Here is a 22835-nt window from a genome sequence, read left to right as displayed (position 1 = left end):
TCCACGCCAAAAAAGGAAGGGGGAGGGGGGGGAAGGAGGAACACCCTTGTTCGGGACAAACAAAAAAGCTTGTCCACTTTTTCTCCCCCCCCCCCCCCCCCCGGGGGGGGGGCGCACCACTTGGTGTCCACGGACGGGGGATGCTTTCGCCACTCTTTGTAACTCCGGGGAACTTTTTGGAATGCTTCGGAGCGATTTCGCGGTGACGGTGGACGGCGTGCTCGAAGGCCGCTCACGGAGTGCCAATTCGGCACTTGCCGGAGGCAGTGACCGGGAACGGACGGTCAATTTCCGTTTTGGCTCGCTCCTTTGGCGGGCGATCAGTAGCCTCAGCTCGAACACCGGATCGCCTACGCCGCCGACCAAGCCTTGGAGAGATAGATGGAGCGTCCCGCCTGGGCCCCCCGAAGCATTGACATCACGATGCCGAGCGTGTCCCGTATCTACGACTACTACCTGGGCGGTTCGCACAACTTCGAGGTCGACCGGGAAGCGGCACGCAAGGCGATGGAGTTCATGCCGGGACTTCCCAAGATCATGCAGGCGAACAGGGCGTTCATGCGCCGCGCCGTGCGCTACGCGGTCGACGAGGGCATCACGCAGTTCCTCGACATCGGCTCCGGCATCCCGACCTTCGGTAACGTTCACGAGGTCGCGCAGGCCGCCAGGCCCGGCGCGCACGTCGTGTACGTCGACCACGACCCGGTGGCCGTCGCGCACAGCCAGGCCGTACTGGGGGGCAATGAGAACGCGGACGTCGTCGCCGCCGATCTGCTCAAGCCCCAGGAGATCCTGGCGAGCCCTCAGATTCAGCGTCTGATCGACCTGAACCGGCCGGTCGCCCTCCTTCTCGTTGCCATACTTCACTTCGTGGAGGACGCGGACGACCCGTATCGAGCGGTGGCGGAACTGCGCGACGCGCTCGCGCCGGGCAGCCTGCTCGTCGTCACGCATGCCTCGTACGAGGGAATTCCGCTCCCTCCGGGGCGGGCCGAGGGTGCGGTCGACGTCTACAAGAGCATCCGCAACCCACTGATCATGCGCTCGCGCGACGAGATCGCGCGGTTCTTCGAGGGGTACGACATGGTGGAACCCGGACTGGTGCCGATGCCGAACTGGCGGCCCGACACGGCACCCGAGGACGAGGATCCTTATGCCTTCTCCGGGTTCGCCGGCGTGGGGCGCGCGGCGTGACCGCCGAGCCGGACGGGCCGGACGGGCCGGAGGACAGACTGCGCCGGTTCGCGACGATCTGGAGCAGGGCGGTCTACCCGGTCACCTCCTCGTCGCTGACCCGGCCGGAGTTCGAGCAGCAACTGGTGCCGCTCGCCCGGCGGTTGAGCGAAGCGCTGCGGGCCAGGACCTTCGACGCGGCGGAGGGTCAGGCGGTCGGCGCCGCACTGGTCGCCGCGCACTGCACCGACCCCGAGTCGCTCAGCCGTGCCCTCGACTGCGTTGACGCCTACCTGGTGCTCTACTGCGGCGAGGACGGGCCCCAGGAGGCGTTGCGGACCCGGTCGGCGCGGCTCCAGCACGCCATGGCCGCCGGGTTCGCGCAGGCGCTGCGGGAGCGGACGCTGGCCGAGCAGGAGGCCATCTCCCGGGCCGCCCTGAACGCCCGCAGTGCGGTGGCCGAGGCGCTGCACGCGAGCGAGGCCCGTTTCCGCGCGGTCTTCGAGGGCGCGGCCATAGGAATCGGCATCGCCGACCTCGACGGAAACATCCTCCAGGTCAACGGCGCGCTGCTGCGCATGTTCGGCGGCACCGAGCAGTCGATGCGCGGCCGCCGGGTCGTCGAGTGGACGCACCCCGACGACGCACCTCAAGTCTGGCGACTGTACGAGGAGTTGGTGCGCGGCGAGCGCGAGCACTACCACGTAGAAAAGGCGTTCTACCGTCCCGACGGCACCGCCCTGTGGACCAATCTGACGGTCTCACTGCTGCGTGACGCGGACGGCCAACCCCAGTACCAGCTCGCGCTGATGGAGGACACCACCGAGCGGCGGCTGCTCAATCTGCGGCTGCGCTACGAGGCCACGCACGACGCGCTCACCGGACTCCCCAACCGCACCCTGTTCTTCGAGCGCCTGGAGAAGGCGCTGTCCGCGGGCGAGGGCCAGCGCTTCGGCCTGTGCTACCTCGACCTCGACGGCTTCAAGACGATCAACGACAGCCTCGGTCACGCGGCCGGCGACCGGCTGCTCGTCGAGGTCGCCGACCGGCTGCAGTCCTGCGCGACCGCCCCCGGCGAGATGGTCGCCCGGCTCGGCGGCGACGAGTTCGTGGCGCTGACCACCGGGCCCGACACCGAGAGCGAGGTCGACGCGCTCGCCGACCGCATCATGAACGCCCTCATCACCCCGGTCCGCATCGACGGCCGGGAACTGACGGTCCGCGGCAGCATCGGCATCGTCGAGGGGCCGGCGGGGGAGCGCGGCCCGGCGGAGGTGCTGCGCAGCGCCGACATCACGATGTACCGGGCCAAGTCCGCGGGCGGCAACCGCTTCGAGCTCGCCGACCCCGAGGCCGACGCCCGCGCCATCACCCGGCACGGCCTCACCACCGCGCTGCCCGCGGCCCTGGACCGGGGCGAGTTCTTCATCGAGTACCAGCCACTGGTGCACCTCGGCGACGGCAGCGTACGCGGCGCCGAAGCCCTCGTGCGCTGGCTGCACCCGCAGCACGGCGTCCTGGGACCCGACCGTTTCATCCCGCTCGCCGAGCACACCGGACTGATCGTCCCGCTGGGCCGATGGGTCCTGGAACAGTCCGTCCGCCAGGCCCGCGAGTGGCAGAAACGACACTCCGACGCGGGCCCGTTGCGAATCAATGTCAATCTGTCGCCGTGCCAGCTGACCCATCCCGGCCTCGTCCAGGACACCGTCGACATCCTGGAGCGGGTCGGGCTCGACGCGGACGCGCTCTGCCTGGAGGTCACCGAGTCGGCGCTGATCGGCGCCGACGACGACCTGCTCAAGCCGCTGCGCCGGCTGGCCGAAATGGGCGTCGACATCGCCCTCGACGACTTCGGCACGGGCTACTCCAACCTCGCCAACCTGCGCCGCCTCCCGGTCAGCATCCTCAAGCTGGACCGTTCCTTCACCCAGGGCATGCAGCAGTTCCCCGCCGACCCGGTCGACCTGAAGATCGTCGAGGGCATTGTCTCCCTCGCCCACAGCCTCGACCTGGCGGTCACGGTCGAAGGCGTGGAAACCGGCGCCCAGGCCGAGCAGCTGCGGATACTGGGCTGCGACACGGCCCAGGGCTGGTACTACGCCCGGCCCGGCCCACCGGAGCGGCTGCACGAGCTGGCACTGGTGGACGCCACCGGCTGACGGCGTGACGGAACTGCGGGACGCGGGCCCGGACGGCTGGTACGGGCCCGCGACACCGCTGGTGCGCCGTGTGCGCACCCGTCGGCCGAATCGGCGTGGGGAGATCGTCCTGCGACGGTGGCTGCGAGTCGTGATCCTGCGGGCGCTCGCGTGCCTCGGCGCCGCTTTCGCGGTGGAGGCGGCGACGTCGGCACCGGGCCTTTCGCCAGGCGGCCACGAGCTGGTGGCGGCACTGCTCCTGGCACAGGCGACCGTCGCGTGGCGCATCTCCCTGACCAGGCTGGTGCTGCGCCCCGGGGAGATCGTCCGGTACGGCCCGTGGACCCGTGTCGTGGTGCCCTGAGCCGTCGTGCTGCGGGTGGACCGGCCGATGTGGCGAGGCGTGCCCGCGCTGGAGACCCGTACGGGCGAGGTGGTCACGTTCTTCCTGCTGTACGGGTCGCTGTGGGGCGCGCTGTACGACTTCACCGCCGTCTGCGTCGACGCCCTGCGGGCCCATGTCCGACGGTACGGCGGTGCCCCGGCCGCCACGGGCATCGCGCGCCGGTTCGGCTGGTCGCCGGTCGCCGACGCACTCACCGTGTGCACGGTGGTCTGTGCCGTCGCCGGTGTGGTCAGGATGGCGGCCGGCTGACCGGGGCCGGGGCTCCAGCAGCGCCGGAGCGGGCGCTCCAGCAGCACGGGAGCGGGCGCTCGAACAGCACCGGAGCCGGTGCTCCAGCGGCACGGGAGCGGGCGCGCCGGCAAATACGGGAGCGGGCGCACCAGCAGTACCGGAGCGGGCGCTCCAGCAGCACGGGAGCGGGCGCTCGAACCGCACCGACGCCGGTGCTCCAGTAGCACCGTTTCGGCGCTTCAGTCGCGCCGGTTTCAGCGCTCCAGCAGCATCCGCTGGAGCTCCCGGGCCGCGCGCGGCGGAGCCACATCGCTGCGATGGGCCAGCGCGATCGTGCGGTGCAGGCCGGGCCGGGCCAGCGGGGTCACCCGCAGTCCGCGCCCGGACCGCGTCGCGACCATGCGGGGTACGACGGCCACGCCGAGCCCCGCCCGGACGAAGCCCAGCACCGCGTCCATCTCGCCGCCCTCGACGGCGAAGTCCGGCTCGAAGCCCTCGGCGCGACAGGCGGCGACTGTCAGTTCCCGCAGGTCGTAGCCGTGCCGGAACATGACCAGGCGTTCGCCCTCCAGGTCGGAGACCCGCACGGTGCGGCCGTGGCCCGGCGCCGGCGCGTCCGGCGGCGACACCACCACCAGGTCCTCGTGCAGCAGCTCCACCGTGGTCAGCGCGGGGGACGGCTGGGGGAGCGGGAGGACGACCAGGGCCAGGTCGAGAGCGCCGCGCGCGAGTTCTCGCACCAGATCGTGCGAGCCGCCCTCCTCGATCAGCAGCCGGATGCCCGGATAGCGGTCGTGGAAGACGCGCAGGACATCCGGGAGCAGACCGGTGCACACACTCGGAGTCGCGCCGAGGCGGATCCGGCCGCTGCGCAGCTGCGCCAGCTCCTGCACCTCGTGCCGGGCCGTGTCGGCGTCGGCGAGGATGCGCCGGGCCAGCGGGAGCAGGGCCTCCCCGGCGTCCGTGAGCGTGATGTTCCCGCGCGCCCGCAGGAACAGATCCGCCCCCAACTCCCGCTCCAGCGCCTTGATCTGCTGGGAGAGGGACGGCTGCGCGACATGGACCAGATCGGCGGCCCGGGTGAAATGCCGGGTCTCGGCGACCGCCACGAAGTACTGGAGCTGTTGGAACTGCACCCAAGCCACGATAGGCCATGCCTATGGAATCCAGCCGCACCATGTCTTGGACCGATCGGCCCCCTCGGTCCTAGCGTCTGTGACATGGCTCTGGCAACGAGGACGGACCGACGACCGTCCATGACACGCACCGTGTGGGACAGCTCCGTCGGGAAGAAGACGGTCATGGCCGTGAGCGGTCTGATCATGCTGCTTTACCTGGCCGCCCACATGTTCGGCAATCTCAAGATCTTCTTCGGTTCCGGCGAATTCAACCGCTACGCGCACGCCCTGCGCACCCTCGGCGAGCCCTTCCTGCACTACGAGTGGGCCCTGTGGATCATCCGCGTCGTCCTGGTCGTCGCCGTCGTCGCGCACGCCACAGCCGCGTACCAGCTGAGCCGCCGCGACATCAAGGCGCGCCCCAGCAAGTACGTCCACAAGAAGCCGCGGGCCAGCTACGCCACGCGCACCATGCGCTGGGGCGGTATCATCCTCGGCCTGTTCATCGTGTGGCACATCCTCGACCTGACGACCGGCACCGTGCACCCGGACGGCTTCCAGGCCGGACACCCGTACCAGAACGTGATCGACACCTTCTCCACCTGGTACGGCGACGCCATCTACATCGTCGCGATGCTCGCGCTCGGCCTGCACATCCGGCACGGCTTCTGGAGCGCGGCACAGACCCTCGGCGCGGGCAGCCGCACCCGTGACCGCGCCCTCAAGACCATCGCCAACGTCCTCGCGCTGGTGCTGACGGTGGGCTTCATCTCCGTACCTGTCGGTGTCATGACCGGATTGGTGAGCTGACATGACCTCTTACGCCGAGTACGCGACCGGTGAGCCGGTCGTCGACACCAAAGCCCCCGAGGGCCCCGTCAACGAACGCTGGGACACCCGCCGTTTCGAGGCCAAGCTGGTCAACCCCGCCAACCGCCGCAAGCACACGGTGATCGTCGTCGGCACGGGCCTCGCGGGCGGTTCCGCCGGCGCCACACTCGCCGAACAGGGCTACCACGTCGTCCAGTTCTGCTACCAGGACTCGCCCCGCCGCGCCCACTCGATCGCCGCGCAGGGCGGCATCAACGCGGCGAAGAACTACCGCAACGACGGCGACTCGGTCCACCGGCTGTTCTACGACACCGTCAAGGGCGGGGACTTCAGGGCGCGCGAGTCGAACGTCCACCGGCTCGCGCAGATTTCGGTGGAGATCATCGATCAGTGCGTGGCGCAGGGCGTCCCCTTCGCCCGCGAGTACGGCGGCCTCCTCGACACCCGCTCCTTCGGCGGCGTCCAGGTGTCCAGGACCTTCTACGCCCGCGGCCAGACGGGCCAGCAGCTTCTCCTCGGCGCCTATCAGGCGCTGTCGCGGCAGATTGCCGCGGGCAACATCGAGATGCACCCGCGCACCGAGATGCTCGACCTGATCGTGGTCGACGGCCGGGCGCGGGGGATCGTGGCCCGCGATCTGATCACGGGGAAGATCGACACGTACTACGCGGACGCGGTGGTCCTCGCCTCCGGCGGATACGGCAACGTCTTCTACCTCTCGACGAACGCCATGAACTCCAACGCGACCGCGATCTGGCGGGCGCACCGGCGCGGCGCCTACTTCGCCAACCCCTGCTTCACCCAGATCCACCCCACCTGCATCCCGCGCACCGGCGACCACCAGTCCAAGCTCACCCTGATGAGCGAGTCGCTGCGCAACGACGGCCGGATCTGGGTGCCGAAGGCGCAGGGCGACACGCGACCGCCGAACGAGATCCCCGAGGACGAGCGCGACTACTACCTGGAGCGCATCTACCCGTCCTTCGGCAACCTCGTGCCCCGCGACATCGCCTCCCGCGCCGCCAAGAACGTCTGCGACGAGGGCCGTGGCGTAGGCCCCGGCGGCCAGGGTGTCTACCTGGACTTCGCCGACGCCATCCAGCGGATGGGCAAGGCGAAGGTCGAGGAGAAGTACGGCAACCTCTTCGACATGTACGCGCGGATCACCGCCGAGGACCCGTACACCGTGCCGATGCGCATCTACCCCGCCGTGCACTACACGATGGGCGGACTGTGGGTCGACTACGACCTCCAGACCACCATCCCGGGCCTGTTCGCGATCGGCGAGGCCAACTTCTCCGACCACGGCGCGAACCGGCTGGGCGCCTCGGCCCTGATGCAGGGCCTCGCCGACGGCTACTTCGTGCTGCCGTCCACGATCAACGACTACCTCGCTCGCAACCCGCACCACGAGCGGGTCACCGACGAACACCCCGCCGTCCAGGAGGTGCTGACCGAGACCGAGGACCGCGTCACCAGGCTCCTCGCCGTCGACGGCGACCGCACCCCCGATTCCTTCCACCGCGAAGTCGGCGAACTCATGTGGGAGTTCTGCGGCATGGCCCGTACGGAGACGGGGCTGCGCAAGGCACTTGAGCGCATCCCGCAGATCCGCGAGGAGTTCTGGCGGCGCATCAAGGTGCCCGGCACCGGCGAGGAGTTCAACCAGTCCCTGGAGAAGGCCAACCGCGTCGTCGACTACCTGGAGCTCGCCGAGCTCATGTGCCTCGACGCCCTGCACCGGTCGGAGTCCTGCGGCGGGCACTTCCGCGAGGAGTCCCAGACCCCGGACGGCGAGGCCGCCCGCAGGGACGAGGAGTTCTCGTACGCGGCCGCCTGGGAGTTCACCGCCACCGGCGACGCGCCCGTCCTGCACAAGGAAGACCTGGTCTTCGAGTACGTCCACCCCACTCAGCGGAGCTACGCATGAAGCTCACCCTGCGCGTCTGGCGCCAGAAGAACGCCGACGCCGACGGAGCGATGTCCACGTACGAGGTGGACGACATCTCGGCCGACATGTCCTTCCTGGAGATGCTCGACACCCTCAACGAGGAGCTCATCCTCAAGGGCGAGGACCCCGTCGCCTTCGACCACGACTGCCGTGAGGGCATCTGCGGCGCCTGCTCGCTCGTCATCAACGGCGACGCGCACGGCCCGGAGCGCACCACGTCCTGCCAGCTGCACATGCGGTCCTTCCAGGACGGCGACACGATCGACATCGAGCCGTGGCGCGCCTCGGCCTTCCCGGTCGTGAAGGATCTCGTGGTCGACCGGTCCGCCTTCGACCGGATCATCCAGGCCGGCGGCTACATCACCGCCCCGACCGGCGCGGCGCCCGAGGCCCATGCGACACCGGTACCGAAGCCGGACGCCGACTTCGCCTTCGAGCACGCCGAGTGCATCGGCTGCGGCGCCTGCGTGGCGGCCTGCCCGAACGGCGCGGCGATGCTGTTCACCTCGGCGAAGATCAACCATCTGAACGTCCTGCCGCAGGGCGCGCCCGAGCGCGAGACCCGCGTGCTCGACATGGTGGCGCAGATGGACGAGGAGGGCTTCGGCGGCTGCACCCTCACCGGGGAGTGCGCGACCGCCTGCCCGAAGGGCATCCCGCTGGTCTCCATCACCGGCATGAACAAGGAGTGGCTGCGCGCGACCCGCAGGGCGGGAAGGCGTTAGCCCGTAAGTCGTTCGCCGTTAGGGTGCGGACGGGCGGGACCGGCAGTGGTGCTCATTGCCGGTCCCGTCTCGCTCCTCCGGGCACCCCTGGCATTCAACATCCTCACATCCGCCCTCCTGGCACAGGTCACGCGCACGCCAACCGGCATCGGAAGAACAGGAGCGCGCAGACCGCACCGATCCGGTCTGCCGCCGCTTCGCCGAACCGGCCCGTGACCAGGAGAGTGCCATGACCGGCGTTTCCACCCTCGACAGCCCCCCACTGTCGACCGCCCCCACCCGCTACACCGTCACCCTCGCCCGCGACGAGGCCGACGTCCGAGCCGCACAGCGGCTGCGCCACGACGTCTTCGCGGGAGAGATGGGCGCCCTGCTGACCACCCCGCAGCCGGGCCTCGACATCGACCCCTTCGACGCGTACTGCGATCACCTGCTGGTCCGCGACACGGTGAGCGGTCAGGTCGTCGGCACCTACCGGCTGCTGCCGCCCGAGCGGGCCGCGATCGCCGGACGGCTGTACTCGGAGAGCGAGTTCGACCTCGGCCCGCTGGCCGCGATCCGCTCCGGGCTCGTCGAAGTCGGCCGCTCCTGTGTGCACCCCGACCACCGCGACGGCGCGGTCATCGGCCTCATCTGGGCCGGGATAGCCCGCTACATGGTCGAGGGCGGCCACGAGTGGCTCGCGGGCTGCTGCTCCATTCCGCTGGCCGACGGCGGCGCGCTGGCCGCGGGCACCTGGGACCGGGTACGGGAGAAGCACCTGGCTCCCGAGGAGTACCGCGTACGGCCGCTGCTGCCCTGGACCGCGGAGGACGTCACCCGGCCCGCCCGCACACCTCTGTCCCCACCCGCCCGCACACCTCTGTCCCCACCCGCCCGCACACCTCTGTCCCCACCCGCCCGCACCGAGCTGCCCCCGCTGCTGCGCGGCTACCTCCGCCTCGGCGCCTGGGTCTGTGCCGAGCCCGCGTACGACCCGGACTTCGGCGTCGCCGACCTGTATGTGCTGCTGTCGATGCGCCGGGTCAACCCGCGCTATCTGCGGCACTTCCTCTCGCTCGTCCCGGCGTGATGAGCGTGACCCGTAGCGGTGTCCTGCGCGCGTCTGGCATCGGTGTCCTGCGCGCATCCCACACAGGTGTCCTGCGCGCGTCCCGCATCGGCGGGATACGCCGCCCCGGCCGCGGCGCGGCGGCGCTCACCGGTCCGGACGCCGGCACGGCGGCGGTCCCGGCCACCGGAAAGGTACCGTCGCCGCGCCGCGCCGGCGTGCCGGTCAGGCCCCGGTCCGGGTGGGCGCCCCCGGGCGCCGCGCCGGAGAGCGCCTGGCTGCCCAGCGCCCCGTGCTCCCCGCGCGTCTGCGTGGAGTCCACGGGGTCGGTGGCCACCGCGCCGCGCGCCGTGCTGCGGCTGGCCGCGCTCCTGGTCGTGGTCGTCGTCGGGATCGCGCTGACCCCGGTGGTCGCGCGGATCTCCGCAGCGCCGCGCGACCGGATGGTCAGAACGTGGTGCCGGACGGTCGTTCGGGCCGCCGGCGTGCGCGTACGGATCACCGGTGCCGCCCCGCCCACCGGCGGTCTGCTGATGGTCGCCAACCACATCTCCTGGCTGGACATCCCGCTGCTCGCCGCCGTCCGCCCCGGCCGGATGCTGGCCAAGGCGGAGATCCGGCAGTGGCCCGTGGCGGGCGCGCTGACCGCCAGCAGCGGCGCGCTGTTCATCGAGCGGGACCGGCTGCGCGCGCTGCCCCGGACGGTCGCGCGGATCGCGGACACCCTGCGCGACGGAGCCGCGGTGGCGGTGTTCCCCGAGGGGAGCACCTGGTGCGGCCGGGCACAGGGGTACTTCCGGCGGGCCGTCTTCCAGGCCGCGCTCGATGCGGCCGCGCCCGTCCAGCCAGTACGCCTCCACTACCGGCTGGACGGAGGAGCGGCGAGCACGGCGCCCGCGTTCGTCGGGAGCGATTCGCTGCTCGCCTCGGTGTGGCGGGTCGTATCGGCCCGCGCGCTCGTCGCGGAGGTGAACGTGCTCCCCGTGCTCGTGCCGGGCAGCCACTGCGACCGCCGCGGCCTGGCCCACGCCGCACAAGGAGGGCTGCACACACCGAGCGCACACGCACACTCCGCCACCATCTACGGGGCTTGAGGGAGCGCGCGGGCGAGATAGGGAGCCGTCGTGCTGCCCTCCGCCCGCGCCATCTCGGCCGGAGGCCCCGCCGCGACGATCCGACCGCCCGCGTCACCGCCGCCCGGACCCAGGTCGATCACCCAGTCCGCGCCCGCGACCACCGCCATGTCGTGCTCGACGACCACGACGGTGTGGCCCGCGTCGACCAGACCGTGCAGCTGGCGCATCAGCACCTCCACATCGGCCGGGTGCAGTCCCGTGGTCGGCTCGTCGAGGAGGTAGAGGGTGTGGCCACGGCGGACGCGCTGCAACTCGCTGGCCAGCTTGATGCGTTGGGCCTCGCCGCCCGACAACTCCGTGGCGGGCTGGCCGAGTCGCAGATAGCCGAGGCCCACGTCGAGCAGCGTGGCGAGACTGCGGGCCACGGCCGGGGTGTCCGCGAAGAACTCCGCCGCGGCCTCCACCGTCATGTCCAGCACCTGCGCGATGTTCCGTCCCCGGTACGTCACTTCGAGCGTCTCGGGGTTGTAGCGCGCCCCGCCGCAGTCCGGGCACGGCGCGTACGTGCTCGGCAGGAAGAGCAGCTCGACGCTGACGAACCCCTCGCCCTGACAGGTCTCGCAGCGCCCGCCCACGACGTTGAACGAGAAGCGCCCCACGCCGTAGTCCCGCCTCCTCGCCTCCTCCGTCGCGGCGAAGGCCTTGCGCACGACATCGAAGAGGCCTGTGTACGTCGCCAGATTCGAGCGCGGGGTACGGCCGATGGGCTTCTGGTCGACGGAGACGAGCCGTCCGACGCCCGCCAGATCCTCCGTCACCTCGCCGATGAGCGTGGACTTGCCCGAGCCGGACACACCGGTGACCGCCGTGAACACGCCGAGCGGGACCTCGGCGGTCACCCCGTGCAGGTTGTGCCGGGTGACCGGACCGACCTTCAACTGGCCGCGCGGCGACCGTACTTCGCGTACGGCAGCGGGGGAGCGGCCGAAGAGGAAGCGAGCCGTCGCCGACTCCTCGACCTCGGCCAGCTGCGCCACCGGACCGCTGTGCAGCACCCGTCCGCCGTGCTCGCCCGCACGCGGGCCGACATCGACGAGCCAGTCGGCTCCGCGGACCACATCGAGATGGTGCTCCACGACGAACACCGAGTTCCCCGCCGACTTCAGCCGGTCCAGAACCGTGAGCAGGGCTTCGGTGTCCGCCGGGTGCAGCCCGGCCGACGGCTCGTCGAGGACGTACACGACACCGAAGAGCCCGGAGCGCAGCTGTGTTGCCAGCCGCAGGCGTTGGAGTTCGCCCGCGGAGAGGGTGGGGGTGGCCCGGTCGAGGCTCAGATAGCCGAGGCCGAGTTCGGCGACGGGCGCGATACGGGCCTTCAGGTCCTCCGTCAGGACGCGGGCGGTCTCGGAGCCGGCCGTGAGGGATCCGGCGAGCTCGGCCAACGGCAGCGCGGCCAGCTCGGCGATCGTGTGTCCCGCGAACGTCACGGCCAGTGCCTCGGGACGCAGCCGGCTCCCGTTGCACACCGGGCAGGGGGCACCGGCGAGAAACCGCTCCGCCTTGGCCCTCAGCGTCTGGCTCTTGGAGTCCGAGAACGTCTTCATGACATAGCGCCGGGCACTCATGTACGTGCCCTGGTACGGGCGTTGGATCCGCCCCGCGTCCCGCACCGGATGCACGGTGACGACCGGCTGCTCGTCCGTGAACAGGATCCACTCGCGCTGCTCGGCGGGCAGCTCGCGCCACGGCCGGTCCACGTCATGGCCGAGGGTGTCGAGGACATCGCGCAGGTTCTTGCCCTGCCAGGCACCCGGCCACGCGGCGATCGCACCCTCGCGGATCGACAGCGACGGATCGGGGACCAGCAACTCCTCACTCGTACGGTGTACTTGACCGAGCCCATGACACTCGGGGCAGGCCCCCGCCGCCCTATTCGGCGAGAACGCGTCCGAGTCGAGCCGCTCGGCACCCTCCGGATAGTCACCCGCGCGCGAGAACAGCATCCTCAGGGAGTTGGAAAGGTTGGTGACCGTGCCCACGGACGAGCGCGAGGTCGGTGCCGAGCGGCGCTGCTGGAGCGAGACCGCGGGCGGCAGCCCGGTGATGTCCCCGACCTTCGGCGCCCCGACCTGGTGGATCAGCCGCCGCGCGTACGGGGCGACCGACTCGAAGTAGCGCCGCTGGGCCTCCGCGTAGATCGTCCCGAAGGCCAGCGAGGACTTGCCGGACCCGGAGACGCCGGTGAAGACCGCGAGGACGTCCCGGGGGATGTCGACGTCCACGCCCTGGAGATTGTGCTCACGGGCGCCCCGGACGCGGACGTACGAGTCGTGCGGGCTGGACATCGTGGGGACTCCTGTGGGGCCTGGGGCAAACCCCACGATTCTAGGCCCCGGTCAGTCCCGCGACCCGGGCGAGCCTCCGGTAGGAGTCCAAGAGGGCGTCCCGGTCGTACGTACTGGTCGTGACCAGCACCTCCTGCGCCCCCGTCTCCTTGATCACCGTCTCCAGCTCATGGGCGACCTGTTCCTCCGTGCCGACGATGTGCCCCGCGAGACCGGACTCGTACAAGCCCCGCTCCTTGTCGGTCATCGGCAGGCTGTCGACACGCTCGGCGGGCGGCAGCGGCGGGAAGGTGCCGTGCGTGCGGGAGTACGCCATCGACCAGGCCTCCGGGAGCAGCAGACGGCGCGCTTCCTGCGGGCTTTCGGCGACCGCGACCGTGCCGGAGATGACGACGTACGGCTCCCGCGCCCAGACGGACGGGCGGAACGTCGCGCGGTAGTGATCGATGCCGCGCCGCATCTTCTCCCGGTTCCTGAGGTCCCCGATGACCATCGGCAGGCCCGCGCGCGCCGCGATGGTGGCACCCTCGCCCATGGCGAGCACGAAGGGCGGCACGGTGAGGCCCTCCGAGGGGCGGGCGTGCACGCCGGTCGGTGACGTGCCGCGGAACCAGCCGAGCAGCTCGGCGAGGTGCGCGGCGAAGTCCGCTGTGTTGGCGGCGCCCTTGTCCCGCCCCAGCGCCTTGCGCACCCCGTCCGTGAAGCCGACGGAACGGCCCAGCCCCATGTCGATCCGCCCCGGGAACAGGGACTCCAGGACACCGAACTGCTCGGCCACGACCAGGGGTTGGTGGTTCGGCAGCATCACACCGCCGGTGCCGACCCGGATCGTCCGGGTGGCGGCGGCGACCGCGGCGGCCAGTACGGTGGGCGCGGAACCGGCCACTCCGGGGACCCCGTGGTGCTCCGAGACCCAGATCCGGTGATATCCGAGCTGCTCCAGGTGCTGGGCCAGGCGAACCGTGTCGCGCAGGGCCTCGGGAACCTCGTGCCCCTCGCGGGTGCGCGAGCGGTCGAGGACGGAGAAGCGGGTCGACGCGATCACAGAGCTCACAGGGGGGTCAACGCCTGACGGGCGCCAGGATTCCCGCCGCTGATGATCGAAGACCCCCAGGGGCCGTAGGGGCATTTGGTCAATGCGGGGGCCATGCGAGCGGCGGGCGGGTTCGGTTGTGCGCCACATGTAGAGGCAGCGGGCGCACTGGAGGACGTCCCAGACGCCGGGGACCGGGGAGGTGGTGACGGTCTCGATGGTGTCGTGGGCGCAGCGGGGGCAGATCATCCGGGGTTCCTCGAATTCGTACGGTGGGCTCAGCGGGCGGCGAGCAGGGACTGGAGGCGGGCGGTCCACTCGGCGGTCTCGGGCAGGTCCTTCGCCGGGGTGCTGAAGTTGCCGCGGACGTCGGGGGCGACGGGCGTGGTCGCGTCGATGATCATCTTGCTGGTGATGCCGGCGGGCTGGGCGGCCGGGGCCAGCTCCAGGACCGACAGGTTCGGGATGATCACGACGTCGTCCTTGGGGTTCACCTTCGCCGACATCGCCCACATGACCTGGGGGAGGTCGAAGGGGTCCACGTCCTCGTCGACCAGGATCACCTGGGCGACGTAGCCGAGACCGTGCGGTGTGGTCATCGCGCGCATGCCGACCGCCTTGGCGAAGCCCCCGTACCGCTTCTTCGTCGAGATGATCACCAGCAGCCCGTGGGTGTACATGGCGTTGACGGCCTGCACCATCCAGGTGGATCTCGCTCAGCGGGGTCTCGCGGGGTACGAGCACCAGTCGGCGGCGCTCCTTGAGGACGACGTCGGCGGCCCGGCCGATGAGCCCGTCGGCATAGCCGAGCCGGATCCCGGCGAGGGTCTTCATCGAGCAGGGGACGACGACCATGCCGTCGGTCCGGAACGATCCGGAGGAGATCGTGGCGCCCTGGTCGTCGGGGTGGTGCACGACGTCGGCCAGTTCGGCGACCTCGCGGGCGCTGCGCCCGGTCTCCAGCTCGATCGTCGTCCGCGCCCAGCGCGACAGCACAAGATGTGTCTCCACCTCGGGCAGTTCGCGCAGGTTCTCCAGCAGACGGATGCCGAACACGGCGCCCGTCGCCCCCGTCATCCCCACGGTCAGCCGCATCCGGCTCAGCTCCTTCGTCTCCTTCGTCCGTCCTTCGCTTCGACGCTAGGAGCGTTTACGCAGGTCCAGGGGTACGCTGAGGACTCATCATGGGGAAAAACGGACAGACTTCCATCACGGACGTCGCCTACCGCCCGCATCTGGGCGCGCCGATCGGCATGGACGTCCTGGACTTCGCGGAGCTGCGCGCCCGGGGCCGCCGCCGCGGCATCGACCTGGGGGCGCCGATGCGGCCCGCCTTCCACCACCTGATCCAGGTACGGTCCGGCACCCTGCGCCACTCCGTGGACTTCACCGACCACGGCCTCCCGGCGGGCAGCTGGATCTGGATCCGGCCGGGGCAGGTCCACCGCTACACACCGGCCGACCTCGCCACCGCACGCGGCACGTTCGTCATCTGGCAGCCGGGTTTCGTCGCCGCCGAGCCGCCGTACGATCAGTCACCGCTGCTGCCGACGGGCCCGCACGCCCGCGCCGTACAGCTGGCGCTGCGTCATCTCACCCAGGAGTACGCCGACTTGGCGTCCATCCCGCTCGACGCGCACATCGAGGCGCTGCGTCACCTGCTGGCGGTGCTGCTGCTCCGCCTGGCGCACGCGGGCCCGGCGCCCGCGTCCCCCGTACTCGCCGACGACACCTTCCACCGCTACCACGCAGCCGTCGAGCGCGACTTCGCCCGCACCCACCGCGTCGCCGACTACGCGGCCGCCCTCGGGTACAGCGTCCGCACCCTGACCCGCGCCACCCTCGCCGCCACCGGCCGCACCGCCAAGCAGCACCTCGACGCCCGCATCCTGCTGGAGGCCAAGCGCCTCCTCGTCCACACCGACGTCTCGGCCGCCGCCGTCGGTGCCCAGCTCGGCTTCGCCGACGCGGGGGACTTCACCAAGTTCTTTCGCAAGCGGGCCGGGCGCACTCCGCTGGAGTTCCGGGCGACGGCACGCGGCCTTCCCGGTTGAGCGGTGATCAACCGGTGTGCCCGGCGCGGAACTCTCCCGGTGTCACGCCCGCGTGGTGGGTGAAGTACTTCCCGAAGTTGGTGGCCTCGGTGAAGCCGAGGCGGTGCGCGATCGCCGTGGCCGTCAGGTCGGTGTGGACGAGCAGGCGCTTGGCCTCCAGTACTGCACGCCGGTCGACGACCTGCTTCGCGGTGTGCCCGGTGGCCGCCTGACAGGCGCGGTTGAGCGTCTTGGACGAGTAGCCGAGGCGCTGGGCGTAGTCCTCCACCTGGCGGGTGCGGTGGAAGTGCCGTTCCACCTCGCGCCGGAAGCGCAGATACGTCTCGTCCGCCACGGCCGTGGGCTGGGCCGCTCCGGGCGGTGTGGGCAGCGCGGCGATCCGCAGGAGCAGCACGGTGAGCTGGTGCCGGAGCAGTTCGATGCCGAGCGGCGGTGTCGCGGTCGTGTGCCCCGCCGGTACGGACATTCCGCAGGCGGTGGCGTAGTCCTCGGCGAGTTGCCCGACCGTCGCGGTCAGGGTGCGCTGTGTCTCCGGTGCGAGGAGCTGCCACACGAGCGTCTCGTACTGGTCCTCCATGAGTCCCCGCAGCACCGGTGACGGAGGAAGGAAGCCCGTGGTGAAGAGCACGACACGGCCGTCGAGCCCGGGCGCCGCGGTGTTCTCCTGGACCTGGTTCGGGCGCAGCCACAGCAGGGTGCCGGGACGGCATTCGTGGTCGACGAAGTCCACGGTGTGGTGGCCGTGTCCCGAGGTGATCAGGAAGATCTGATGGAAGTCCAGCCGTTGCGGCTGCGTCAGCGTGGCGGCCGGGACCCGCCGCCGCAGCTCGGCCAGCGTGAAGGTCTCCACACTGAGCCCCGGATGGACGGGATTGCGGAAGTCGAGCTCCTTGATCGCACCGCGTCCCGGTGTGCCGACGTGTCCCGTATCCACCATGACGACTCCTGATCCGACCTCGCCTCCCATCCTGCACCCGCGCAGGCTGAAGGTCCTTCCGTCGACTCCCGCGGGCACCGCGCCGCTGAGGTCGGGTGCGGAAGGCGGCGATCCGCAGCGGCCCGCAGCGCCCCGCCCCGTACGGGCACACGATGCGAAGACACCCCCACACCCATCTGAAGCCACCTCCCACACCGCTCTGGAGTCCTCATGGTCCGGATCCCGCAGATCGCCGACCTCGCCGACCGCCTCGGCGCCGCCGACCTCGCCGACGCGCTGCGCGACCCCGGCGCGGCCACCGTCCCGGTCGCCCTCGACGACCCGGAGGCCGGCCGGATCAGCGGCCCGGGTGTGCTCGCCGCCTGGCTGGCCGAGCAGGAAGAATGGCGCGCGGAGCACGACGTGGAGATCGGGCCGGTCGCCACGACCGTCTCCGAGCGGCGGGCCGTGGGCGAGTGGGTCGTGAACCTGGACAGTCCGGACGGCCGGCGCATCGGGCTCCCCGTGGCCGTCGCCGTGGAGCCCGCCTCGGCGCTGCCGGTGCGGATCCACCACTCCCGGTGGCCGCTGCTCGGCCATCACGTCGTACGTCCGCCACTGCTGCCGTACGACCCGGACGCGCACGCCTCCGATGTGGTGGGCGCCTACAAGGCGGCCCTCGGCGCGGGCGACGCCGCGGCCGTCGTCGCGACCTTCGCGGCCGACGGCTACTTCCGTGAGCCGTCCGGCGACGCCTACCGGTATGTCGGCACCGAGGTGCTGACCGACTTCTACAAGGGCTTCTTCGCCGCGGGCGGCGGGATCCCGCTGAAGCCGTGCACCGTCACGGAGGACGGCACCCGCAGCGCGTTCGAGTACATCTGCGACCGCTGGGGCGCCGCCGAGCTGCCGCCGCAGGCGGGCCTCGCCGTCTACACGCGGGGACCCGACGGCCTGATCACGGCCGCCCACGTGTACGACGACGTGGAAGCCCCCGTCGAGTAGCCCCGTCGAGCAGCCCCCACCGAGCAGCCGCTGTCGGACGGGCTGGCGCCGGTTCCGGTCGTCCGCGGTGGCCGGGCGACTAAGGGGACCGCGATCGGGCATGGCTCTCCCGAAGGCCTTGTGCGCGGCCCGCCACGGCCGCCACGCCGGGGCCCCACCCCACCGCCGGTGAGAGCAGAGCAGGAGTGAGCATGCAGTACGTGAAGCTCGGTTCGACGGGCCTGGACGTCTCCCGGATCTGCCTGGGCTGCATGAGCTTTGGCCTTCCCGATCGCGGCGTCCACGAGTGGACCCTGGACGAGGCGGCGTCACGTCCGTTGATCCGCCAGGCGCTGGAGGCCGGGATCAACTTCTTCGACACCGCGAATGTGTACTCCGACGGCACCGGCGAGGAGATCGTCGGCCGGGTGCTGACCGACCTCGCGCGCCGCGACGAGGTCGTCATCGCCAGCAAGGTGCACGGCGGGATGCACGACGGCCCCAACGCCCGTGGCCTGTCCCGCAAGGCGATCATGACGGAGATCGACAACAGCCTGCGCCGCCTGGGCACCGACTACGTCGACCTCTACCAGATCCACCGCTTCGACCCCGCGACCCCCGTCGAGGAGACGATGGAGGCCCTGCACGATGTGGTCAAGGCGGGCAAGGCCCGTTACATCGGGGCGAGTTCGATGTACGCCTGGCAGTTCTCCAAGGCCCAGTACACGGCCCGGCTGAACGGCTGGACGCGGTTCGTCTCCATGCAGAACCACTACAACCTCCTCTACCGCGAGGAGGAGCGCGAGATGCTCCCGCTGTGCGAGGACCAGGGCGTCGGCGTACTGCCCTGGAGTCCGCTCGCCCGCGGCCGCCTCACCCGCGACTGGGACGCCGTCACCGCGCGCAGCAGGACCGATGAGTTCGGCAGGAACCTCTACAAGGACGGCGACCGCGAGATCGTCGACGCGGTGGCCCGGATCGCCGCCGAGCGGGAGGTGCCGCGTGCGCGGGTCGCCCTTGCCTGGCTGCTGCAGCAGAGCGCCGTGACCGCACCCATCGTCGGCGCCACCAAGCCGCAGCACGTCGAGGACGCCGTCGCCGCCGTTGGCCTGCAGCTGACGGACAAGGAGATCGAGGAGCTGGAGCAGCCGTACTCGCCTCGGGCGATCAGCGGTCACTGATCGGGAGTCTTACTTGAACCTTAAAGTGTGTGTACTTTAAGGTTCAAGTGATAGCTCCGAGGGTGCACTCCGCAAGATGCGTAAGGATTTCCGCGTGAACCACGACCGCAGCCGCCGCACCTCCACGACCTCGACGGCCCGGCGGCTGGGCAGGCGCTCACTGCTCGCCGTTCTCGGCGCCTCGGTGGTCAGTGCCTGTACGTCCGGCACGTCCGCCACCAAGAAGGCCTCCAACTCACCTTCCCCGTCGGCGATTTCGACCGCTCGTGTCACGGTCGCGCCCAAGACCGGCGCGGCGAACACGGCGGTCGAGGGCGCGCTGTCCGTCTCCGTGCGCGGTGGCGAGCTCGCTTCGGTGACGGTCACCGCCGAGAACGGCACGCGCGTGTCGGGCACCTTCTCCTCCGGCCACACGCGCTGGACGCCAGACGGCAGGCTCTCCCCGTCCACCCGTTACTCGGTCCGCGCCGTCGCCACCGATGCCCGTGGCCGTGAGGCGCTGGCCAACACCACCTTCACCACCATCGCGCCCGAAGCCACCCTCGTCGGCTACTTCACCCCCGAGGACGGCTCCACGGTCGGCGTCGGCATGCCGGTCTCCTTGAACTTCAACCACGCCATCACCGACAAGGAGGCCGTTGAGAAGGCGGTGTCCGTGACCTCCACGGCCGGGGTCGAGATCGCCGCGCACTGGTTCGGCGACAGCCGACTCGACTTCCGTCCCGAGCAGTACTGGCCGAGCGGCACCAAGGTCACACTTTCCCTGCGGCTGCGCGGTGTTGAGGGCGCCTCCGGCCGCTACGGCGTCCAGCGCAAGGACGTCACCTTCACTGTCGGCCGCAACCAGACCAGCCTGGTCGACTCCGAGAAGAAGACGATGACCGTACGACGTGAGGGCCGCGCGGTGCGCACCATCCCGATCACTTCCGGGGCGCCCGAACACACCACGTGGAACGGGAAGATGGTGATCTCCGAGAAGTATCCGCAGACGCGGATGGACGGTTCCACCGTCGGCTTCGGCGGTGAGTACGACATCCCCGACGTGCCGCACGCCATGCGCCTGACCACCTCCGGCACCTTCGTCCACGGCAACTACTGGTCGCCCGCCTCCACCTTCGGCTCGCAGAACGTCAGCCACGGCTGCGTCGGCCTGCGTGATACCCAGGGCGCGAAGGACATCGGCACGCCGGGCTACTGGTTCTACGAGAACTCGCTCATCGGCGATGTCGTGGAGGTGGTCAACTCCCACGACGACACCGTGTCGCCCGACAACGGACTCAACGGCTGGAACATGAGCTGGCAGGAATGGCGGGCGGGCAGCGCGCTCGGCTGACGTGTGAGAGCGCTCCCAATGTGGTGAGTTCTGTGGCGGTTCGCGGCGGCGAAGGGATTCCGAATTTCATTTGTGAACCCCTGTTTGACGTTCAGTCAATAACCGGGCTCGTGCAGCAAATGGGAAAATGGCGAGATCGCTTGTTCCGGCTCGGTGCCCTGTGTAAAGGTGTGCCTTGTCGGCGTACAGACAATATTCGCTTCCTTCTGTGCGCGTACGGTGCGCCCGCTCGTCCCTCGCTTCAAAAGAGCTGCCAGAGGTGGCTGTTCGTGGCGCAACCCCCCATGGGTAGCCCCTCCGCTTCGACGGGCGGGCTACATACCCATTGGTATGGACTAATTCCTGCGTTACCTTTGGGAGGAAAGCGGACGTGAATGACGCAGCTCTGTCTCATTCCCCAACACCCGCTCGCTTGTTCGATGTTCCGGATGAGCGGCTCGCGGCCGACCTGAAGATGAGCCCGGGGAACACGCCCGCGCGCCATCCCGTCGGAGAACTCCTGGACCGCCACTGGGAAGCGGTCTTCTCTTACGCGCGACTGAGCACCCATGGTGTGCGTCCCGCCGGAATGCTCACCACGGCCGCATTCACGCGTCTGTTCGGGGAATCGCTGCGGCAGAGCGGTCCTTCGGCGGCATGGCGGCCGCAGTTGCTGGTCACCGTGCGCCGCATAGCCGCCGAGTGGCTCATGGACCAGCGGCGCGAGCTGCTCCACCCCGACATGCGGTCCGGCTCGGACGGCGGGGAGCGGGCGGCGGCGCGACTTCTCCCGCCGGAGGGCAGGCGCCTGCTGGCCCGGGCCTTCCAGCGGCTCCCCGAACCCGCCCGCTGCCTGCTCTGGCACACCGAGGTCGAGGCCGAGCAACTGGAGCTGCCCGCCGCCCTGTTGGGCCTTGCCGTCGAGGACGCCGACGTGGAACTGCGGCGGGCCCGTGAACGCCTGCGCGAGGGCTGCCTGGAGATCCATCGCGAACTGGCCCCCGAGCAGGAGTGCCGCCGCTACCACCGCATGCTGGACGTGTCCCTCCGGCGCGGCGGCCTCGACCTCGACCCCGATCTGTGGCGCCACATGGCCCGATGCGCGCACTGCCGCCAGGCCGCCGACCAGTTGAACCAGTTCAATGGCCGACTCGCCCTCCCGCTCGCGGAGGCCGTGCTCGGCTGGGGTGCGCGGGCGTACCTCGCATCCAGGCAGGGACGCGCCACCGCGATCGTGGAGGTGACGGAAGCTACCGAGGCCGCCGAGGCCGCCGTGGCCGATGCGGGCGAAGATTTCCGCGCTCCGGCCGACACCCCTCGCCCGCCGAGCCTCGCCACTCGGCCCGCGCCCCGCGGACAGTCGCCCACCGACTCCCGCCCGCCGACGCACAAGGCCCCCCGGAGCGCCCCGCGGCGCCGCAATGTCGCCCTCGCCGTGCTCACCGTGAGCGCGCTGATCCTCATTCCGCTGGTCCTGTGGGCCGGTTCGAGCTCCGACGGGCAGGATGGCATGGCCGACGGCTCCGGCCCCTCGGAAGCGCCCAGTTCCGGCCGGGGTACGGTGCCCGGCGCGAACCCTTCGTGGATCGGGACCGGTGACCCGTCGGACGGAACCGCACGGGGCAGGCTGCGCAACTCCGCGACCGGGCTGTGCGTCGGCATCGTCGGCAAGAAGCCGGTGAAGGGCGTGGAGACCGAACTCACCTCGTGCACCTCGAAGTCGGCCCAGCAATGGTCGTACGAGGCGGACGGGGTGCTCCGCGACGTGGCCGCCCCCGACCTCTGCCTCGACTCCCACCTCGGCTACTCGGTCCAACTGGCCCCCTGCACGAGCGAGTCGCAGCCGGGCACCAAGAACGTGCGCTACGACTTCACCCTCCAGGGCACGCTGGTGCCGCGGTGGAACCAGGACCTGGCCCTGGTACCCGCCTCCACCAAGGGCGACGGGGCGCTGGTCCTCAAACTCCGCAAAGACGCGTCGGACCAGCGCTGGAGGCTCGACACCTCCACGCCCTCGCTCCAGCTGGAGGTGGTCAACTGGGACTCCGCCAGTGAGCCGACGGCGTCCGCGACCGGGTCCGTCCCCCAGGCCTCGAAGACCCCGTCGCCGACCGGCACCCACAAGCCTTCGGCGACCCCCTCGACCCCGCAGCCGACCTCGTCGTCCGGGTCTCCGACGTACGGCTCCTGCTATCCCTATTACTACTGCCCGGGGGACGGGCAGTACGGCTGGCCCGGCTATGGCGATGGCTCCGGATCCGGCTCCGGCTACGGATACGGCGGAGGCCAAGGAGGCCGAAGGTGACT

The 22835-nt window shown here is 70.6% G+C and carries 18 protein-coding genes and 3 pseudogenes; 14 read left to right on the top strand and 7 right to left on the bottom strand.

Going from position 1 to position 22835, the window contains the following annotated elements:
* Positions 1-381 precede the first annotated feature (381 nt).
* Genes ACZ4WS_RS01050 through ACZ4WS_RS01035 form a run of 4 tightly spaced genes read left to right on the top strand, consistent with a single transcriptional unit; the run spans position 382 to position 3969 of the window.
* Positions 382-1194 (top strand): SAM-dependent methyltransferase, encoded by an 813-nt coding sequence (locus ACZ4WS_RS01050; protein WP_467976005.1) that lies wholly within the window; start codon positions 382-384, stop codon positions 1192-1194.
* Positions 1191-3335: a putative bifunctional diguanylate cyclase/phosphodiesterase gene (locus ACZ4WS_RS01045; RefSeq protein WP_467976004.1), complete on the top strand. Its 2145-nt coding sequence runs from the start codon at positions 1191-1193 to the stop codon at positions 3333-3335. The genes ACZ4WS_RS01050 and ACZ4WS_RS01045 overlap by 4 nt, the downstream gene beginning before the upstream one ends.
* Positions 3336-3339: 4 nt before the next feature.
* Entirely contained in the window at positions 3340-3678 is a 339-nt protein-coding gene (locus ACZ4WS_RS01040) for a hypothetical protein (protein WP_467976002.1), read from the top strand.
* Between the two features lie 6 nt (positions 3679-3684).
* A complete protein-coding gene (locus ACZ4WS_RS01035; RefSeq protein WP_467976001.1) occupies positions 3685-3969 on the top strand; it encodes a hypothetical protein in 285 nt (94 codons plus the stop codon).
* Positions 3970-4205: 236 nt separating this feature from the next.
* Here the strand turns inward: ACZ4WS_RS01035 and ACZ4WS_RS01030 are convergent, their stop codons facing one another.
* Positions 4206-5087 carry a LysR family transcriptional regulator gene (locus ACZ4WS_RS01030; RefSeq protein WP_467975999.1) on the bottom strand — a complete coding sequence of 294 codons (882 nt, stop codon included), beginning with the start codon at positions 5085-5087 and terminating at the stop codon, positions 4206-4208.
* A 120-nt stretch (positions 5088-5207) separates the two neighbouring features.
* Here ACZ4WS_RS01030 and ACZ4WS_RS01025 point away from each other — a divergent pair, with 120 nt between their 5' ends.
* From ACZ4WS_RS01025 to ACZ4WS_RS01005, 5 genes are all read left to right on the top strand, one after another.
* Positions 5208-5879, top strand: a complete 672-nt coding sequence (locus tag ACZ4WS_RS01025) for a succinate dehydrogenase (RefSeq protein WP_467975998.1) — start codon at positions 5208-5210, stop codon at positions 5877-5879.
* 1 nt (position 5880) lies between these two features.
* Positions 5881-7830, top strand: a complete 1950-nt coding sequence (locus tag ACZ4WS_RS01020) for a fumarate reductase/succinate dehydrogenase flavoprotein subunit (RefSeq protein ID WP_467975996.1) — start codon at positions 5881-5883, stop codon at positions 7828-7830.
* A complete protein-coding gene (locus tag ACZ4WS_RS01015; RefSeq protein ID WP_467975994.1) occupies positions 7827-8576 on the top strand; it encodes a succinate dehydrogenase/fumarate reductase iron-sulfur subunit in 750 nt (249 codons plus the stop codon). The genes ACZ4WS_RS01020 and ACZ4WS_RS01015 overlap by 4 nt, the downstream gene beginning before the upstream one ends.
* Before the next feature lie 229 nt (positions 8577-8805).
* On the top strand, positions 8806-9648 hold the full coding sequence (locus tag ACZ4WS_RS01010; protein WP_467975993.1) for a GNAT family N-acetyltransferase: 843 nt from the start codon (positions 8806-8808) through the stop codon (positions 9646-9648).
* Between the two features lie 5 nt (positions 9649-9653).
* The gene (locus ACZ4WS_RS01005) at positions 9654-10721 is read left to right on the top strand and encodes a lysophospholipid acyltransferase family protein (RefSeq protein ID WP_467975992.1); all 1068 of its coding nucleotides are present in this window, start codon (positions 9654-9656) and stop codon (positions 10719-10721) included.
* On the opposite strand, the gene ACZ4WS_RS01000 is transcribed toward ACZ4WS_RS01005, so the two are convergent.
* The 5 genes and pseudogenes from ACZ4WS_RS01000 to ACZ4WS_RS00980 all read right to left on the bottom strand — a co-directional run.
* Positions 10709-13048, bottom strand: a complete 2340-nt coding sequence (locus tag ACZ4WS_RS01000; protein WP_467975990.1) for an ATP-binding cassette domain-containing protein — start codon at positions 13046-13048, stop codon at positions 10709-10711. The two genes, ACZ4WS_RS01005 and ACZ4WS_RS01000, sit on opposite strands and share 13 nt — an antisense overlap.
* Positions 13049-13088: 40 nt before the next feature.
* A complete protein-coding gene (locus ACZ4WS_RS00995; protein WP_467977115.1) occupies positions 13089-14102 on the bottom strand; it encodes an LLM class flavin-dependent oxidoreductase in 1014 nt (337 codons plus the stop codon).
* A 105-nt stretch (positions 14103-14207) separates the two neighbouring features.
* Positions 14208-14330: pseudogene (locus tag ACZ4WS_RS00990) on the bottom strand (non-oxidative hydroxyarylic acid decarboxylases subunit D); the annotation flags it as partial.
* A gap of 29 nt (positions 14331-14359) precedes the next feature.
* Positions 14360-14779 (bottom strand): annotated as a pseudogene (locus ACZ4WS_RS00985) (phenolic acid decarboxylase); the annotation flags it as partial.
* 4 nt (positions 14780-14783) lie between these two features.
* Positions 14784-15176: pseudogene (locus ACZ4WS_RS00980) on the bottom strand (UbiX family flavin prenyltransferase); the annotation flags it as partial.
* Positions 15177-15265: 89 nt separating this feature from the next.
* Between ACZ4WS_RS00980 and ACZ4WS_RS00975 the strand changes: the two are divergent.
* Positions 15266-16135, top strand: a complete 870-nt coding sequence (locus ACZ4WS_RS00975) for a helix-turn-helix transcriptional regulator (RefSeq protein ID WP_467975988.1) — start codon at positions 15266-15268, stop codon at positions 16133-16135.
* Between the two features lie 7 nt (positions 16136-16142).
* Here ACZ4WS_RS00975 and ACZ4WS_RS00970 read toward each other — a convergent pair whose 3' ends face one another.
* On the bottom strand, positions 16143-17072 hold the full coding sequence (locus ACZ4WS_RS00970; protein ID WP_467975987.1) for a helix-turn-helix domain-containing protein: 930 nt from the start codon (positions 17070-17072) through the stop codon (positions 16143-16145).
* A 210-nt stretch (positions 17073-17282) separates the two neighbouring features.
* Between ACZ4WS_RS00970 and ACZ4WS_RS00965 the strand changes: the two genes are divergently transcribed.
* The 4 genes from ACZ4WS_RS00965 (at position 17283) to ACZ4WS_RS00950 (ending at position 22833) form a co-directional block, all read left to right on the top strand.
* A complete protein-coding gene (locus ACZ4WS_RS00965) occupies positions 17283-18056 on the top strand; it encodes a nuclear transport factor 2 family protein (RefSeq protein ID WP_467975985.1) in 774 nt (257 codons plus the stop codon).
* Positions 18057-18247: 191 nt separating this feature from the next.
* The gene (locus tag ACZ4WS_RS00960) at positions 18248-19216 is read left to right on the top strand and encodes an aldo/keto reductase (protein ID WP_467975983.1); all 969 of its coding nucleotides are present in this window, start codon (positions 18248-18250) and stop codon (positions 19214-19216) included.
* 94 nt (positions 19217-19310) lie between these two features.
* On the top strand, positions 19311-20549 hold the full coding sequence (locus tag ACZ4WS_RS00955; protein WP_467975982.1) for a L,D-transpeptidase: 1239 nt from the start codon (positions 19311-19313) through the stop codon (positions 20547-20549).
* A gap of 370 nt (positions 20550-20919) precedes the next feature.
* On the top strand, positions 20920-22833 hold the full coding sequence (locus ACZ4WS_RS00950) for a ricin-type beta-trefoil lectin domain protein (protein WP_467975980.1): 1914 nt from the start codon (positions 20920-20922) through the stop codon (positions 22831-22833).
* Positions 22834-22835: the final 2 nt, after the last annotated feature.

The organism is Streptomyces sp. NPDC029292 (assembly GCF_055569295.1).
The sequence above is the reverse complement of the archived record's forward strand: the minus strand, read 5'-3'. Positions and strand labels throughout refer to the sequence as shown.